This is a genomic window from Acidimicrobiia bacterium, from assembly GCA_030584185.1.
Taxonomy (GTDB): domain Bacteria; phylum Actinomycetota; class Acidimicrobiia; order Spongiisociales; family UBA11373.
On the sequence record CP129495.1, the window covers coordinates 1,845,016 to 1,860,494 of the forward strand.

Annotated in this window: 17 protein-coding genes; 6 read left to right on the top strand and 11 right to left on the bottom strand. The window is 66.9% G+C overall.

Annotated elements, in window-relative coordinates:
• Positions 1-88 precede the first annotated feature (88 nt).
• Genes QY307_09565 through merB form a run of 4 tightly spaced genes read right to left on the bottom strand, consistent with a single transcriptional unit; the run spans position 89 to position 1,833 of the window.
• Positions 89-634, bottom strand: coding sequence for a hypothetical protein (locus tag QY307_09565; GenBank protein WKZ82314.1), 546 nt, complete (start codon positions 632-634; stop codon positions 89-91).
• A gap of 3 nt (positions 635-637) precedes the next feature.
• Positions 638-844 carry a rhodanese-like domain-containing protein gene (locus QY307_09570; protein ID WKZ82315.1) on the bottom strand — a complete coding sequence of 69 codons (207 nt, stop codon included), beginning with the start codon at positions 842-844 and terminating at the stop codon, positions 638-640.
• A gap of 3 nt (positions 845-847) precedes the next feature.
• Positions 848-1,159: a thioredoxin family protein gene (locus QY307_09575; GenBank protein WKZ82316.1), complete on the bottom strand. Its 312-nt coding sequence runs from the start codon at positions 1,157-1,159 to the stop codon at positions 848-850.
• Complete coding sequence (merB, locus tag QY307_09580; protein WKZ82317.1) at positions 1,159-1,833, bottom strand: organomercurial lyase; 675 nt, start codon at positions 1,831-1,833, stop codon at positions 1,159-1,161. The genes QY307_09575 and merB overlap by 1 nt, the downstream gene beginning before the upstream one ends.
• A gap of 79 nt (positions 1,834-1,912) precedes the next feature.
• Here merB and QY307_09585 point away from each other — a divergent pair, with 79 nt between their 5' ends.
• Together QY307_09585 and QY307_09590 are read left to right on the top strand one after the other, a co-directional pair.
• Complete coding sequence (locus QY307_09585; protein WKZ82318.1) at positions 1,913-2,314, top strand: heavy metal-responsive transcriptional regulator; 402 nt, start codon at positions 1,913-1,915, stop codon at positions 2,312-2,314.
• Positions 2,315-2,535: 221 nt separating this feature from the next.
• A complete protein-coding gene (locus QY307_09590) occupies positions 2,536-3,693 on the top strand; it encodes a cation diffusion facilitator family transporter (GenBank protein WKZ82319.1) in 1,158 nt (385 codons plus the stop codon).
• Between the two features lie 478 nt (positions 3,694-4,171).
• Here the strand turns inward: QY307_09590 and QY307_09595 are convergent, their stop codons facing one another.
• The 3 genes from QY307_09595 to QY307_09605 form a co-directional block, all read right to left on the bottom strand.
• Positions 4,172-5,029 carry a nucleotidyl transferase AbiEii/AbiGii toxin family protein gene (locus tag QY307_09595; protein ID WKZ82320.1) on the bottom strand — a complete coding sequence of 286 codons (858 nt, stop codon included), beginning with the start codon at positions 5,027-5,029 and terminating at the stop codon, positions 4,172-4,174.
• The gene (locus QY307_09600) at positions 5,026-5,625 is read right to left on the bottom strand and encodes a type IV toxin-antitoxin system AbiEi family antitoxin domain-containing protein (protein WKZ82321.1); all 600 of its coding nucleotides are present in this window, start codon (positions 5,623-5,625) and stop codon (positions 5,026-5,028) included. The genes QY307_09595 and QY307_09600 overlap by 4 nt, the downstream gene beginning before the upstream one ends.
• 647 nt (positions 5,626-6,272) lie before the next feature.
• Entirely contained in the window at positions 6,273-6,737 is a 465-nt protein-coding gene (locus QY307_09605) for a hypothetical protein (protein ID WKZ82322.1), read from the bottom strand.
• 245 nt (positions 6,738-6,982) lie between these two features.
• Here QY307_09605 and QY307_09610 point away from each other — a divergent pair, with 245 nt between their 5' ends.
• Together QY307_09610 and QY307_09615 are read left to right on the top strand one after the other, a co-directional pair.
• Positions 6,983-8,506, top strand: a complete 1,524-nt coding sequence (locus tag QY307_09610; GenBank protein WKZ82323.1) for a GMC family oxidoreductase — start codon at positions 6,983-6,985, stop codon at positions 8,504-8,506.
• A complete protein-coding gene (locus QY307_09615) occupies positions 8,506-8,958 on the top strand; it encodes a hypothetical protein (GenBank protein ID WKZ82324.1) in 453 nt (150 codons plus the stop codon). The genes QY307_09610 and QY307_09615 overlap by 1 nt, the downstream gene beginning before the upstream one ends.
• A 115-nt stretch (positions 8,959-9,073) precedes the next feature.
• Here the strand turns inward: QY307_09615 and QY307_09620 are convergent, their stop codons facing one another.
• A complete protein-coding gene (locus tag QY307_09620; protein ID WKZ82325.1) occupies positions 9,074-10,030 on the bottom strand; it encodes a hypothetical protein in 957 nt (318 codons plus the stop codon).
• A gap of 332 nt (positions 10,031-10,362) precedes the next feature.
• Between QY307_09620 and QY307_09625 the strand changes: the two genes are divergently transcribed.
• On the top strand, positions 10,363-13,407 hold the full coding sequence (locus QY307_09625; GenBank protein WKZ82326.1) for a VWD domain-containing protein: 3,045 nt from the start codon (positions 10,363-10,365) through the stop codon (positions 13,405-13,407).
• Positions 13,408-13,425: 18 nt separating this feature from the next.
• Here QY307_09625 and QY307_09630 read toward each other — a convergent pair whose 3' ends face one another.
• The 3 genes from QY307_09630 to QY307_09640 form a co-directional block, all read right to left on the bottom strand.
• Positions 13,426-13,845, bottom strand: coding sequence for a cupin domain-containing protein (locus tag QY307_09630; protein WKZ82327.1), 420 nt, complete (start codon positions 13,843-13,845; stop codon positions 13,426-13,428).
• Positions 13,846-14,016: 171 nt separating this feature from the next.
• Complete coding sequence (locus QY307_09635; GenBank protein WKZ82328.1) at positions 14,017-14,139, bottom strand: hypothetical protein; 123 nt, start codon at positions 14,137-14,139, stop codon at positions 14,017-14,019.
• A 174-nt stretch (positions 14,140-14,313) separates the two neighbouring features.
• Positions 14,314-14,784, bottom strand: a complete 471-nt coding sequence (locus QY307_09640) for a cytochrome c (protein ID WKZ82329.1) — start codon at positions 14,782-14,784, stop codon at positions 14,314-14,316.
• 397 nt (positions 14,785-15,181) lie between these two features.
• Here QY307_09640 and QY307_09645 point away from each other — a divergent pair, with 397 nt between their 5' ends.
• Positions 15,182-15,466 carry a metal-sensitive transcriptional regulator gene (locus QY307_09645; protein ID WKZ82330.1) on the top strand — a complete coding sequence of 95 codons (285 nt, stop codon included), beginning with the start codon at positions 15,182-15,184 and terminating at the stop codon, positions 15,464-15,466.
• Positions 15,467-15,479 lie beyond the last annotated feature (13 nt).

Genomic DNA, 15,479 nt, shown 5'->3' on the forward strand with positions numbered 1-15,479 from the left:
GACACCGTGAACCCGGTGTCTCGGGCCGCTTCGGAGATCTTCAAACCATCCATACCAGCCACCCTAAACTCTCGACTCGGGTCGAAGGTCAAGTGGCTTTCTCAACGGTCGCCCATCGCCCAGGGCAGCAGTCACAGTCCCGCCAGATCCGCTGGGGCGGCTCACCAGCGAGCAGTCGGTCCGCCTCGTCTCGGACCAGTATCCCGATAAGTCTGCCCTGCGGTGTTGTGACGATCACATTGGGTGCGTTTCGTCGGTGCATGCGTTCCACCAGTGGCTGTAGCTGCTGGTCTGGTCGGACGGTGCTCGGACCGGGCTCCATCACCTCGACGGCCCGCATGTCTCCGTCGGTGTCGAGTTCTTTCCCGCGGATGCGGCCGACGGCCATCCCGTCACAGTCGAGGACCACACACACATCCCAGCCTGCGTCGACCACGGTGGATCTGATCTGACCGATGGTGTCGTCGAGCTGGCAAGTGGGCACGTCGGATCGGGTGGCGTCGATGACACGCTGGCCGAGCTCCGCGTTGCCTTCGATAGCCAGTCCGGCTGCCTTCCAGTCTGCGATGCCATCCACATAGTCGAAAACCCGAAAGCCGATAGCTTCGAGCCGGCACGCGGCTCGTGGTGACATGTCTCACAATCCGTCGTGGCAGTAGACCACCACCGGTCGGGATATGTCGAGGACGCCTGCAGCCTTGGCGGTGAGCTGTTTCAACGGAATATTCACCGCATCAGGGAGGTGAGCCTCGGTGTAATCGGGTTCGGGGAGAACGTCGACGATCTGGGCGTCCTCAGCTTCGATGAGATCCAGCAGTTCGGTGCGGTCGATACCGGTGACCATGGTTCAGCTCCTCTGTTCTGCGGAGGCGATGACGGCTCGTAGCTGGTCGAGGGACGGCGACCCGGCGTAACCGTCTTCGGTCTGATATACCCGACAGGCCAGCCCCACTGGCGCGTCGTCTTCGGAGAAGGCGTCGACGCCGTCGATGAGAACGGTGGGTGACCCGTGAAAGTTTCGGGCGACGGCCAGCTCGTGGGTGTCGATCAGCTCGTAGTCGATGGTGGCGTCCAACCCCTCGCCGACCAGGGTGTTGAGGTGTGCGGCTGTGGTCTTCCAGTTGGGACAGTCGTCGAAGTACTGGATCGTGATCTCCATCAGCGTCGACCTCCGTCGACATCGTCCAGAATCGCTCCCATACGGAGACGGTTGGTGACCTGGCCCAGATGGAACGCCTCGTCAACGGTGACGTGAAACAGTCCCGGTCGGCCGTCGATCCACGGTTCGGCTGACTCGGGTGAGGCGAAGAAGTGGACCTTGTGGCAGAACCGTTGGATGGCGTCGTCGGTGAGACCATCCTCGGGGAGCAGCAGCGAGACCACGACGTCGGGTGGGTCGATTCTGACCACTCCCTCGGGCGTGACGGTAAGACTGATCGGCGTTTCTTGGTGGGGGTCGGTGGAGTTGATCTCTGTCTGTCGGCCGAGGATCTCTGTGATGAACAGGGTGTCCCAGGCGCACCGGGCGTAGACCGTGGTCCCGTCCATTTCGATAGCGTGGGTGGGCGCGATGTGGTTGGCGTGGATCCCCCAGAACCCGACCACACGATCCTGGTCGTCCCAGAGCACCAGCGGCCAGGAGTGGAGACTCTCCTCGACCCTGTCCGGAGAGACGCCGGTGGTGTCGGCGATCTGGGCGGCGGTCACCGGCTCTGCGTTGGCGGCTATCAGGTGATAGATCTGTAGAGCGATCCGCTGCTGATCGTGGTCCAGGCTCGGCGTCGCTGCGGCGAGTTGGTTGGCCCAGTCCTCGATCTTGGCGTCGATGGTCATGTCTTCTCCTGGGTGGAACGGTTGTGACAGGAACGTACAGCTTCAAGTACGGTTGAAGGTCAAGTGGTAATCTGGCCTCATGCAGATAGGTGAAGTCGCCCAAAAGATCGGTATGGCCACTTCGGCGATCCGCTTCTACGAAGAGAAAGGTCTCATCCCTGAACCGGATCGCACCGATTCCGGCTATCGGGACTATGACCCGGCAGTAGTGGACCGGATCCGCTTCATCCGAGCCGGTCAGACAGTCGGTCTCACTCTCCGCGAACTGAACCAGGTTCTGCAGATCCGAGACCGAGGCGAGTCGCCTTGTCGACATGTCGCAGACTTGTTGGACACCAGAATTCACGACGTTGACCAGCGGATCGAAGAGCTTCGACGTCTGCGGCGCGACTTGACCGCCATGCGACGAAGCGCCAGCCGCCTCGACCCGGCCGACTGTCCACCCGAGGGCGTTTGTCGGATCGTCACTGAGACCGGGTGATCGGGACGCGCCGAGAACGAGAAGGATGCACCCGTGATCCCGTTCGCCGGCGGGCGAAGGCGGCATAGTGATGACAACGAGATTCTCGGTATCACCGGAACCCTGTTCGACGGCCTCTACGCCTGGCTGCACCGACGGCACGGGTGACAGACACGCTTGATTGACAAATGCGAGCCGGTGGCAACTTCTCTGCGCCATTGGCCGTAGTTACCGTCCGTCTCATGAGCGACGGCGCGCAACCCGACCATGGTGGAGAACGTAGGTCGCATGGTCTGTGGCATCGACTCGTCCATCTGTTGAGCCACGACCATGACCACGGTTCGGCGCACAAGGTGTTGGATGCGGGAGCCGAAGGCATCCGCGCCACCAAGATCTCGCTGGTTGGTCTCGGACTTACGGCTCTCTTGCAGGCGCTCGTTGTTGTTCTCAGCGGCTCGGTTGCCCTGGCTTCCGACACCCTCCACAATCTCGGCGACGCCCTAACCGCAATCCCCCTCTGGATCGCCTTCTCCCTGGGCAGACGCAGCCCCACCCGCAGCTACACCTACGGCTACCACCGCGCCGAAGATGTCGCCGGAGTCGTCATCGTCCTCGCCATCGGCGCCTCCGCCGCGCTCATCATCTGGGAATCGGTGCAGCGTCTCCTCGAGCCGCGACTCATCGATTACATCCCCTGGGTGATCGCAGCCGGTCTCATCGGCGCCGCCGGAAACGAGCTTGTAGCCCGATACAGGATCCGAGTGGGCAGACGGATCGGATCAGAGGCGCTGGTCGCCGACGGTCAGCACGCCCGCACCGACGCCCTCACCTCGCTCACCGTCGTGGTCGCCGGAATCGGCGCCGCCTTCGGAGCAGCCTGGGTGGACCCTGTTGCCGGGCTCGTTGTCGCCCTGGTGATCCTGCGGCTGTTGTTCCGATCGGCACGGTCGATCACGCGGCGTCTCCTCGATGCTGTCGACCCGGAGCTGGTCGACGGGACCGAGAAGATCATCGCCGGGGTGGATGGGGTGCTAGCCGTTACCGATCTGAGGCTTCGTTGGCACGGACACCAGCTTCACGTTTCCGCGTGTGTGGCCGTCGATGCCGACCTCACCGTGGCCGCCTGGCCACGAAACCGCTCACGAAGTCGAACACGCACTCCACCACGCCTACAGCTTCCCGGTAATCACAATGATCCACATCGACCCAGAGGGCCAGACGAGCGCCCACGACGCCACCGCCCACCACCGGCATTGAGTAGGTTCCATCGCACATCCATCGCACAAGAGAGTGCGATGGGACCGTCAAGAACGCGAAATGACGCGAAGCGAAAATGCCGTCTGAACAGGCGTTTCGCGGATTTGCCCTGGTCAGTGGACACCCCGGACTCGGGCTCATAACCCGAAGGTCGCGGGTTCAAATCCCGCCCCCGCTACTACCGAAGGTCCTGGTCAGAGCGATTTCTGGCCAGGGCCTTGTCGCGCTGACGGCCATTCTTCTAACGGATCTTCTAACGGACGCGTCCGAAGGAGTCCGTCCTGGAGATGCGACCGGGATCGTCCCCTGCTGCGAGATCACAACGGACGACCCAACCGAGTCGGCGCGCAGGATCGCCCGTCGATATGGCCAGGCGGAGATGCCCCTTGACGACGACGCGCCAAAGGAGCTGCCTCAAGACGCATCCTGTCCGGGTCGCTATATATCACCTTCGCGCCGGCGACTGGGGCTCGTTGGTCGATCGCCATCCCGAGGGCACTGGTCACCAGCGTGGCAGTGGCCGATGAGTCGATCGACCATCCGACGACGCGGCGGCTGAACGTGTCCAACACGACGGCGCAGTAGACCTTGCCTTCGCGCGTGCGCCGCTCGTCATTCGGACTACCTCGGTTCGCTCCGGGCGCTGGCCCAGAACGCTCGGAGGATGATCATCGCCTGGTCGACGGTGGCTTCGGCAAGCCCGAGTTCGTCGGCGAAGGCGGGATAGTCCTCGGTCCAGAAGAGGGGCGGATCGGGCAGCTCGTCCGGAACCGGGTGGGTGGCCCGTACCGAGAAGACGTGTTGGGTCGCACTCATGGCTCTTCCTGCGTCGAGGCCTCCATGGATGAAGGCGACCATGTCGGCCAGGTCTTTGACCCTGGTGTTGTCTCGAGCGTCCCATGGTCGAGTCATGGCGTGGACCTTCTCGGCGAACTGCTGGGCGACGTCGGTCGCTTCGACTTCGAAGTCCTCGAACCCGGCGAAGGACAGGAGAGAGGTCAGCGGCAGCATCTCGGTGCTGGTCAGCTCATCGGTCCTGGCGACCACGTCGACCCGAACCGTGGCGAAGTTCCTGCCCGCCAGGTCGGCGGAGACACTGAAGCGCCACCCTGGCCGACCTGCCTGGTCTGTCTCGAGAGCGGTCGGTTCCGACACGTCGAACAGGAAGCCGTCACCTGCCGGATCGATCGAAACGGCAGCGGTAAGGCGCTCATGGGCTTCGATCGCACCTTCCGCGTCGGTGCGAAGGTTGAGGTCGAGGTCCTTGGTCATCCGGGCCGAGTCACCGATGCGAAGCTCGACGGCCATGCCGCCCTTGACCACCCACATCCCCGGCTGACTGGTGATCAGGCGGAGCAGGATTCGTTCGAACACCACCCGACGGCGGAGCCGATTGAGGTCCGTGCCCGTCTCGCGGGCCTGGTTGAGCAGTCGTTGCTCCAGGGCCTGGCGGAAGGCGCCGACGGACTCATAGGTCACAGCACACCTGCTTGGCGGAGAGCTCGTTCCATTCGCAGGGCCTCGCGGTGTCCTCGGTGTTCGGCCTCCCGTCGTAGTTGCTGCGGGGCAGTGTGAGGAGCAAGGTTGGAGACGTTCTTCACCACCTCGGTGAGTTGTTCCAAGCTGAGATCGCTCGCTGCGGAATCGATGGCGGTTCGGAATGGGGTTGTGATCCGATACCCCTCACGATCCCACACGTCGCCGTCGGCCAGCTCCCCGTGGTGGAGGACGACCCCCTTTGCTCTGGCGCGGAAGCCCGGCGGAACCGTGAGGTGCACCCGGCTGGGGTTCACGTCGGCGAGGTCGTGGATCGAGATGGCGGTGTCGTGGGAGACCACCCCGAGACCTCGGCTCCAGAGCGTCCACCTGACGAGGTCGTCGTGATCACCGACCGGCCACTCGGGGAGCCGGTAGATGCCGCGGGCGACACGCTGCCAGTTGCCTCTTTGCGTGTGATAGCTCTGGGCGGGGTAGGAGTAACCGAGGTCGAGCGCCTGGCCGGCGGAGAAGTAGCCGCTCTGGATGGCGGCCAGACGACGAAGCTTGTGCTGGACATCACGGCGATCGGTCGACATCCCGGGTCACCTTCGTTGAAGTTTGGTGCGTCATTATTGCACAAACCTTCAACTCTTTTGAAGGATTCTGCGGTTCAGACCGCCTGCCGGGTGGCGACCTCAGGCGCCACCAGGCATAGTGCCGAGAAACCGATCGATCCCGGACTTCTAACGGATCTTCTAACGGATGGGACGTCACGAGGGGTTACCCACAGGCATCAGCCATCACGCCGATTCCGCGAAAGCCCAGGTAGTGAGCACCATTGAGCATCAGCGAGAACCAACCAGAACCCCCGGCGAGGAACTCATAACCCGAAGGTCGCGGGTTCAAATCCCGCCCCCGCTACGGAGCAAGGACCCAGGCCGTGCCTGGGTCCTTGCTCCGTCGACACCGGTCAGTCAATCTCACCGGCTCCGCCGAACCGGCAAGACCTCCCCCTATCCGGTGCCGGTTGACCAGTCTCCTCACCTCGCGTCAGGACTTCCTTGGCCGTTGCCCCCACGTCCACGCTCGCGGCGGGTGTCGGCGCCCCCGCCCAGACCGGCGGCGTCGCGGCACATGATCGAACCGAGCAGCAGCTTGGCCGCGTAGCATGCGCCACGACCTGGAACGCCTCCAACCGTGGCGGCTGGGGCGAGCCTGGATCGGCGCCGACCAGGAGGGCACCTCATCGGCGCGGTCGTCGTGCGCTCCCCGTCATCGTGTCGTAGAGGTACTCGAAGCTCTCGTAGAGCCGAGGGTCGTCTGAACGGGCACGCGCCTCCGCCACGACGGGGGCAACCTTCTCCCAGAGCTGGCGCGCCGAGTTCCCCAGGAGCATCTCGACCAGATCCCGCTCGATCAGACCTCGTCGCAGGAGGATGCCGACCTGATCGTAGAAGGTGAAGAGATAGGTCCCGATGTGTCTCTGACCCCCTAGGACCTTCATGAGGGAGTCGTAGCCGTCGAAATCGGCCCAGTAGACCCGGTGGAACGCCTCCTGGAATTCGAGTGAGTCGAACGTCGCGTACAGTCGCATGACCAGGTCGGCCCGGCGCACCCTGGTCTGGTTCCAGATCTGGAAGCTGTAGAAGATGCTCGCCGCGATGACGCTCGCCGCGGCGATGATCACCGAGACGGTCGCCACGCTCACTCGAGCGGCTCCGGCGGTCGGCTGGCACGGGTACCGTCGCTCATGCCGCGCGACTCTAGATCGACGACCACGCCCTGGCCTGCCAGGACACTCCCGTCGACCCTCACCCTCCAGGGTCTTGTCGCTCTCGACCAACACCGACCCCGGGCGCCGGCGCGGGCCCGCCCGATGGCGGCGAACCAAACGATCCTTCTGCTCAGGCCTGCTCCTCTAGCCTTGCACCGGGTCGCAATCGGGGGTGGCCGGTGATCGTGGACGGGAGGGGTGTTGCTCCGGGGACGGTGATCGCAACCGGAGTCTGCATCGTGGGCGGTGGGGCGGCGGGGATCGCCATCGCCATGCACCTGGCGGGGCGCGGACACCAGGTGACCATTCTCGAAAGCGGGGGCCTCGACTTCGACGCCCGCACCAACGCCCTCAACCAGGGGGAACTGGCCGGCGAGGACATGACCTTCCTCGGCACCCCGCGCCCCCTGGATGCCACCAGGCAGCGGTTCCTCGGTGGCTCCACCAACTGCTGGTTTGGATGGTGCCGTCCCCTCGATCCGTGGGACTTCGTGGAGCGCCCCTGGGTGGCCCACAGCGGATGGCCGATACCCCGCAGCGAGATCGAGCCCTGGTTCCCCGATGCCGCCGCCCTGGTGCAGATCGGCCCTCCCGACTTCGGCGCCCAGTCGTGGGAGGCGCTCGGTGGAGGTCCGGTGATCGTCGACACCCCACTGATGACCACCACGATGTTCCAGTTCAGCGCTCCCACGCGGTTCGGTTCCGTCTACCGCGACGCCCTGGAGTCGAACCCCGGGATCGAGGTCTACCTGTGGTCGAACGCCGTCAACCTAGATGCCGCCCCGGCGGGCGAGCGTGTCACCGGGGTCGACGTCGCCACGCTCGACGGGGGCCGATTCCGGGTCGAGGCCGACACGGTGATCCTCGCCACGGGCGGGGTGGAGGTGCCGCGCTTGTTGCTCGCCTCCAACAACGTCGCCACGGCAGGCCTGGGAAACCAGAACGGGCTCGTGGGGCGGTTCTTCATGGAGCACCCGTACATGGTGGCGGGATACGCCCTCTTCGACCGTCCCGCCGATGCGTTGCGGCTCTATGCCATCAGCCCCTACGGCCTACCGGGTTCGGATCGAGAGGTGGCAGCCGTCGGATCGATCGTTCCCACCCTGGAGGGCCAGGCCCAGGTCGGCAGCCTCAACGTGGGGGCCATGCTCTACGAGGTCGATCCCGACACACCGGTCGACCGGGATGGTGACCTGGTGAGCCCGGCGCAGATGCGTGCCATGCTCGGCGCCCTCGAGGGTGCCGGCGACTTCACCCTGGTCGCCATCCACCTTGCCGCCGAGCAGGTGCCCAACCCCGAGTCACGGGTGATGCTGCTGTCGGACACCGACGAGCTGGGGATGCCCCGCGTCGCCGTGGATTGGCGCCACTCGGCCCTGGACCGCGACAGCCTGGCGTCGTGCCTGGGGCTGCTCGGCGGGGAGCTCGGCCGCCTCGGCCTGGGGAGGGTCCTCGTCGAGCCCGAGGGTGTGGGGCCGTGGGGGCGAGACTTCAGCGTCTCCAGCCATCACATGGGAACGGCGCGGATGTCCGCCGATCCTTCGTCGGGAGTGGTCGATGCCAACTGCCGGGTGCACGGCGTGGAGAACCTCTATGTGGCCGGGAGCGCCGTGTTTCCGACGGTGGGGAGCGCCAACCCCACATTCACGATCCTGGCGCTGGCTCTTCGTCTCGCCGAGCACCTCCACGCGGAGGTCCTCTGATGATCGACCGTCGTCAGTTCATCCGCAGCGCATCGGCCACGATCGGCTTCACCCTGCTCTGGCTCGCCGGGTGTGGCAGGAGTTCGAGCGCGCCGGACACCACCGCGACCTCCGCCACCCCCGGGTCGACGACCACGGGTGGGGGCACCACCGCCGGCACGACCACCACCGAGGGGCCCACATGGCGTCGGGTACCGGCTGGTGGCCTCGACCCGCTCCACGCAGTCGGCCAGGCGTACCTGACCGCAGTCCCCGGGGAAGGCTCGACCGAGACCCTCGCCGGGCACCTGGGCATCGCCTCCGAGGGCATCCCCGGCCTACGCGAGCGCCTCGGAGGGTTCGCCACGGCCGCCCGGGACGATCTCGGCAGTGGGCGTGTGGTCACGGCGGATGGGTGGCTGATCTCGATCACCGAGGGCCGCCTCTGCGCGTTGATCCTGCTCACGGAGTGAGCCGCGGGGAGAGCACCGCTCCCCGCTCAGGCTGGGCGTAATCGCCATGGGGCATGACACATCGCCCGACCCCGATCGTCGCCATGGCTCCCCCGAGGGCGGGCGGCGTGCGATCTCAGGGCTGCAGGACGAACTCGAACGTCGCCTGTTCCACACCGTCGTCGCCGACGAACCACGACCCCGGTGTGAAGCGGAGGGTGTACCCGCCCGAAGAACCCTCGTCGACTAGGAACCGGACGAAGAGGCCCTCGGTCCTCACTCCATCGGCCGAGCCGGAGATGTTCGGGAGGTCGGATCCGTCAGGGGCGACCAAGGTCCCGTCGGGGAGCATGAGAGCGAAGTCGTCCTCGAAGATGCTCCAACTGCCCTGCTTGCGGCTCACGACATCGAATCGCAGCATGAGCGCCTGCTTGCCGGATTCGACCTGGGTGTGGCGCTCCACGACGTCGTAACGGAGATCCCCGCCGCCGATGACGACGTCGATCAGCTGCATGTTCAGCGTGCCGCTCACGGCGATTTCGCTCGGCTCCAGCCTGACCGCCGCATCACCGCCGGCGCCGAGGGGCGCCACGGCGCGGTTCTCGTCCGCATCGCCGAAGATGATCGTGGCGGTGGCCGGGTCGAATCCCTCGTCGACCCTCAGTTCGAGCTCGATGGTGTCGCTGAGTCCACCCGGGATGTCACCGGCCTGGCTGAAGCCGGAGTCCCAGACGTAGGCGCCGGTGTTGGCGGTCACCGTCGCCGCCGGGCCGAAGAACGCCGGCTCGCTGCCGAGGTTCTCCACGGAGAGCTGCAGCGTCAGGGTGTGGACGATCTTGCCGGAGAGGAGGTTCTCTTCGGGGGTCACCGCCCCTTCGACGATCTCGACGCGGAAACCTGAGTGCCACACCTCTTCGCCGACGGTGAACTCGATCGGTCCCGCATCGGAGCCCCCCGGAGCCTGGGTCGTGGCCGTCGAACCGGCCGAGGCCAGGGTGGTGGTGACGGGATCTTCGCGCTCGACCTCGACATCACCACCACACGCCGTCGCCACCACGGCGACCACGAGTGCGATCAGTCCGATCCGGTACATTTGGCGTGACGACTCCATCGTGATCCCTCCCTCGGTGCACCTGTCACCGGTGAGGATGCACCGTTCGTCTCTGAGGCCATGGTCGACGCTAGCCGTCGCACCGATCGCCTGCAGGCTCCGATGCGTTCACCGAACCACGGCCGGGGCCACCCGTGAACGGCCCCGGCGCCGTCCGCCCGGCTCTGGCTGGCGCACCCGTCGGTCCGAGCAGAACACCCACTCGCCCGCCCCCACATCTCTGCGGCGGGGGGCACTACCGTTGGCCCGGCGGGGCGCCCCGTGCTCACCCGCAGTCGGCGGCCATGGACGCCATCAGTCGAGGAGGCGGTGTGGTGATCCACCGGAGATCCCGAAGCCACCGGGACCATCCCGAGAACGGCCGGCACTCGCCATCTCGTCTCCGCCACCCACCCCTCGCCGCCCTGTGCATCGTGCTCGCCCTCCTCGCCGCAGGGTGCTCCAACGGCGGCACCGAGACCACCTCCAGCTCCACCTCGGCGCCGTCCCAGGGCGGGATCCTCGACGACGTGGTGGCCCCGGAGTGGGAGCCTGCGACCCGCACCGAGGGGATCGCCGAACGGCTCTCGTCGGGGGAGGTCACCGCGCAGTCCGCCATCGACGCCCTTGCCCTGATCGCCGACGACGTGCCGGGCGCCACACCGAGCGACCTGCCGGTGGGGGAAGGTTTCGGCGGGTACTACACCCGGCTGCTGATCGATGCGGTGCGCCCCGACCTCACGCCCGCCCAGGCCACCTTCGTCGAGGCCTACTACATGCAGGGTCGCCTGGTGGGACGGATCGGCACCGACGGCACCATCGAGCCGGGAGACTCCCCGTCGGCGGCCGGGGTAGAGGCCGTCGCCGGTGCGAACCGGTCGACGTTCGTGGCACCGGTGGCGGTCCTGGCGGCTGCCAAGATCGGTGACCTCGAGTACCTGGAGCTGGTGGCCGAGGTGCAGCAGCGCTGGAAGGCGCACCTGGCAGACATGCCTGCGTTCGAGATCGAGCTGCACATGAGCGACAAGCCGGGCGGGATGGAGGCCTGGAACGACGGGGTGTGCCACATCGAGGTGCAGGCCGGGTTCACCAAGGAGGAGGCCTCGGCCGACCAGGTCAGGTGGTTCTTCGCCCACGAGATCTTCCACTGCATCCAGAGCACGTGGGAGGGGTCCGCCAGCCCTCCGCCCTGGGTGGTGGAGGGCGCCGCCGACTTCGCCGCCTACGACCTGTTCCGAAACGAGAAGCTGGACTTCGAGGGCGGGTCGTCCGACTGGTTCGTCAACGCCTACACCCCCCTGAAGGTCCGGGCCTACAGCGCCTGGCCGCTCTTCGAGAACGCCCGTCGCTCCGGGATCGACGTCTACGCCTCGATCCGGAAGATGATGGCCTCACCTGGCAACTCGGTGGCGGCCAACCTGGCGGTGGGCGGGCTCGACGGGAAGGTGTTCCGCCGCGACTGGTCGACCCGGACCCTGCGGAACCCGGCGTTCGACGGCGTGTGGTGGCTCCCCTGGCCCACCCACGACCCGCAGGCCGGACCGCAGACCAACGCCTACGCCCTGGAAAGGGGGCTCGGCTCCTACAACGTCGTCGGCGCCGGCGGGTTCGCCCAACCACAGATGGCGGTCCTGGTCACACCCGACGTCGGCATGATCACCGCCAGCCCGCTAGGCGGGCCGCTCACCACCTGGACCGCACTCGGCACCAGGACCGTCGCCGACGGGAGCAGCGGGAAGTTCTGCTTCTCGCCCGACGGATGCCAGTGTCCGGGAGGAACCTCGTCGTCGGCCATCCCCATGAGTGGCAGCTCCATGGTCTTCTCCTACCCCGCCTCGGAGGAGGCGGTGAAGGCGGCGGTCGTCGCCGAGCCCTGGGACCCTGACGATGAGTGCAAGGAGGACCCGCCGCACGACGACGCCGAGTCCAACGGCGATCCGCACCTGCTCACCTTCGACGGACTCGCCTACGACGTGATCACCCTGGGCGAGTTCATCACCGCCCGCGACCCGAACGGCGACTTCGAGGTGCAAACGCGGCACGAGGCTTTCCGGTTCGGAGCCGGGACCAGCGCAGTCGCCCTGGGGACGGGGTCGAGCCGGATCACGATCACCTCGCCCGACCTGATGACCCCCGAGGCGGTGATCCGCGTCGATGGGTCGGCGGTCACCGGGGCGTCGTTCGAGGCCGGCGGCGTGGCCGTGGAGGTGGGAGACCTCGAGATCACCGCCACCTGGCCCGACGGGAGCACCGTCGAGCTCCGCTGGTTCCTGGGGTGGTTCGTCGAGATGTCGGTCCCGCCAGAGCGCTCCGCCCGCATGGTGGGCCTGGTCGGATCCGCCGACGGCGACTTCGGCAACGACCTCCGCTTCCCCGACGGCACCATCGTCGACACCACCGACGCCCAGGTCGACGAGTCGCCGTTCGTAGTCGCCTGGGCCGTGGACGAAGAGACGACCCTCTTCGACTACGAGCCGGGCGAGACCCCGGCCACCTTCCGGGTGCCGCACCCCAACCCGATCCCGCCCCAGATCGAAGAGGATGCCCTGGCGGAGTGCTCGGCCGCCCTCGGCGATCAGGCGACCTCGCACGAGGTGTGGTGGTGCGCCTACGACGTCTCCGCAACGGGGGAGTCGGGCTTCGTAGACGAGTACGTGAGGGAGGTGGAGGACCGGGTCGGCGGCGGCAGCGACGGCCCACCGCCGACTGCGACCACCACCACCGGCGAACCCCCCGCCGGCAGCGTCAGTGGTGAGCCGACCCTGGTCCTCGACGCCACCCAGCCGTCCGGGCTGGTGAGCGTGGCCGCTGGCACGGTGCTGGTCGCCATCGCCACCGACTGCCCGGAGGAGCTGTATCTCGACATCTCCGTGTACGCCGTGGACGACGACTCGCTGCTGGCCCGTGCCTCACTGTGCGACCCGTCCGGGCTGGGGGGCATCACCGCCGACGAGGGGGAGTGGTACGACGGCGAGGCCTACCTCTGGCTGCCGGAGACTGCCGAGTACGAGATCTTCCTCGAGGAGATCCTCGGCGACGCCGCCGCGGCCGGCGCAGTGGCCATCTACACCGACCCGACACCGGCGGTGCTCACCGCGGCGGACCTCGCCGACGGCGACACCCGGACCCTCGGCGGGATCGCCGACAGCGTGGTCTATCTGCCCGATCCTGCCATGACCTTCGACCTCGTCGGGTTCGAGGTGGCCTGCGGTGTCGAGATCTACTGGCTCGACACCTTCCCCCGCCTCGAGCCATGGAACCTGGCCAAGTGCGGGCACGCCGACCGGTTCGATCTGCCTCCGACCGACCAGGTGTTCCCGTTCGTCGTCTTCAGCCGGACGCCCGACCCGATCGAGATCACGCTGACTCCCACGGGGTGACGGCAGCGGTTCCGTCGTCTAGTGGTGATGTTCGTCGGCCTCGGCGTCCGCCTTGGTGGGGTGGATGGTGCCTGCAGGATGTTCCGGCGGGCTGTAGATCGAGTACAGCTTCACCGGCTTGTCGCCGGTGTTGACCAGGTTGTGCCACACCCCGGCCGGCACGATGATCGCCCAGTCGTCGGAGACTTCGAAGCTCTCATCCACCTGGTCTTCACTGCGGCCGAAGTCGACCCGGCCCTGCCCCTGCTCCAGGCGGAGGAACTGGTCGAGGCCGTCGTGCGCCTCCCACCCGATTTCCTCGCCTGGGGCGATGCTCATCAAGGTGAGCTGGGCGTGTGCGCCGGTGTGCTCCACCTTGCGGAAGTGGTCGTTGGCGACCGACAGGGCCTCGATGTCGCCGATCCAGCCGAGTGACGAGTCTGCCTTGAAATCGGTCATCTTCTCGTTCTCCTTTCGCCGTACTTCTTGATTATCGGACGCTCGCCGGTGAATCGAGAACCCCGGGGGTCTCCGCCCCGATGCTTGCAGAAGGCACCTCGGCGGGGAGGCCTGTCGATCCAACTCCGGTCGTTCGGACTCGATCTGCAACCACTGGCGATGAGCGAGCCTTCATGCTCTCGCCGCCGTCTCCGCCTCGACCCTCCGCGGCTCCACCACCAGGTTGGGGAGCACCCGGTCGAGCCACTTCGGGATCCACCGGTTCTTGTCGCCGAGCAGCACCATGGTCGGCAAGGACAGGGGCTACCCTCGGCGGGCGGGGCTCGCCTGCGTCACCTCCCGATGTCGGTGACCGAAGTCGCCGGCCACCGTTGTGCGGATCGTCGAGGAGGTGGTGCGGCTCCGGCGGCTCATCGAGGGCGCCCACGGTCTCGACTCCTGACCGCGGGGTCTGCTGGGGCGGTGGTATCAGGGCCCGTCCTGCCAGGTCACCTGCCACTGGAAGGCGCGCTCCTCCGTTCCCCACCTCGACTTGAAGAACTCGATCACTGCCCGGATCTCCTCGTCGCCGAGGACTCCGGCGAAGATCGGCATCCGGGTCTGTTCGAACCCGGTGCCGTCCCTGATGATCTCGAACAGCAGCCCGTCGGGGTGGTGCCAGGTGTGCCCCGACGAGTCGTGAGGGGGAGGTGGGTACGACCCGTCCGGGTTGGGCGTCGTCCAGTCGGGATCACCCGACAGGTCGGGACGATGGCAGGCGGCGCAGTTGTCCGCATAGACCCGTTCGCCCAGGGCGACCAGGGCAGGGTCCAGGCCTGGCGGCGGTGGCGCCTCGGGGGTGTCCAGCGGGTTCCCCAGCCGGGGCTCGTCATCGGCACACGCCGCCAGAGCCAGGGCGGAGAGGATCGCCACCACCCCCAACCACTTCGATCGCCTCATGGTTCGTCCTCCGATCACGATCTGCCCGCCCATCCCGGCGGGGCGGCGGCCCTGCCGATGGCGCCTCATCGGGACGGTGCCCGGCGGCGTCGGCTGGCGGTTCGGCTCTCGGTCCACCCAGGGGCGAGCACCACGGCGCTCCGCTCGTCGTGCATCATCATGCCTTCCGAACCGGCCGTACGCACCCCAAGATCCCTCCCCTTGGCATGGCCTGTTCTGGCCCACCGAGTGCGTTTGGTCGACGGGCCTCGTCGCACCTGTTGACTCTGGACCGGCTACATCGCCTGGGCCTGGCGGTCTTGCCTCTGGAGACGTCGGGAGACATGGCATCCTCAAGAGGGGATTGACTCCCGTCAACGAGGAACATACGATACCCCCCCGGAGTATAGGGAGGGTCATGCGCGGCTATGAGATCGTCAAAGACGACCACCTGCGGCGCCTCGCCCGAATCGAGGGCCAGGTGCGTGGCCTGCAGCGGATGATCACCGAGGACCGCTACTGCATCGATGTGCTCACCCAGGTCAACGCCGTTTCCGGGGCGCTGAAGGGGGTGGCGATCGGCCTGCTCGACGAGCACGTCCGGCACTGCGTGCGCCAGGCCGCCGAGTCCGGCGACGGGGCGGCTGCCGACCGGATGGTGGGTGAAGCCACCATGGCGATCGAGCGGCTCGTTCGCGCCTGATGCCCATGGGGGC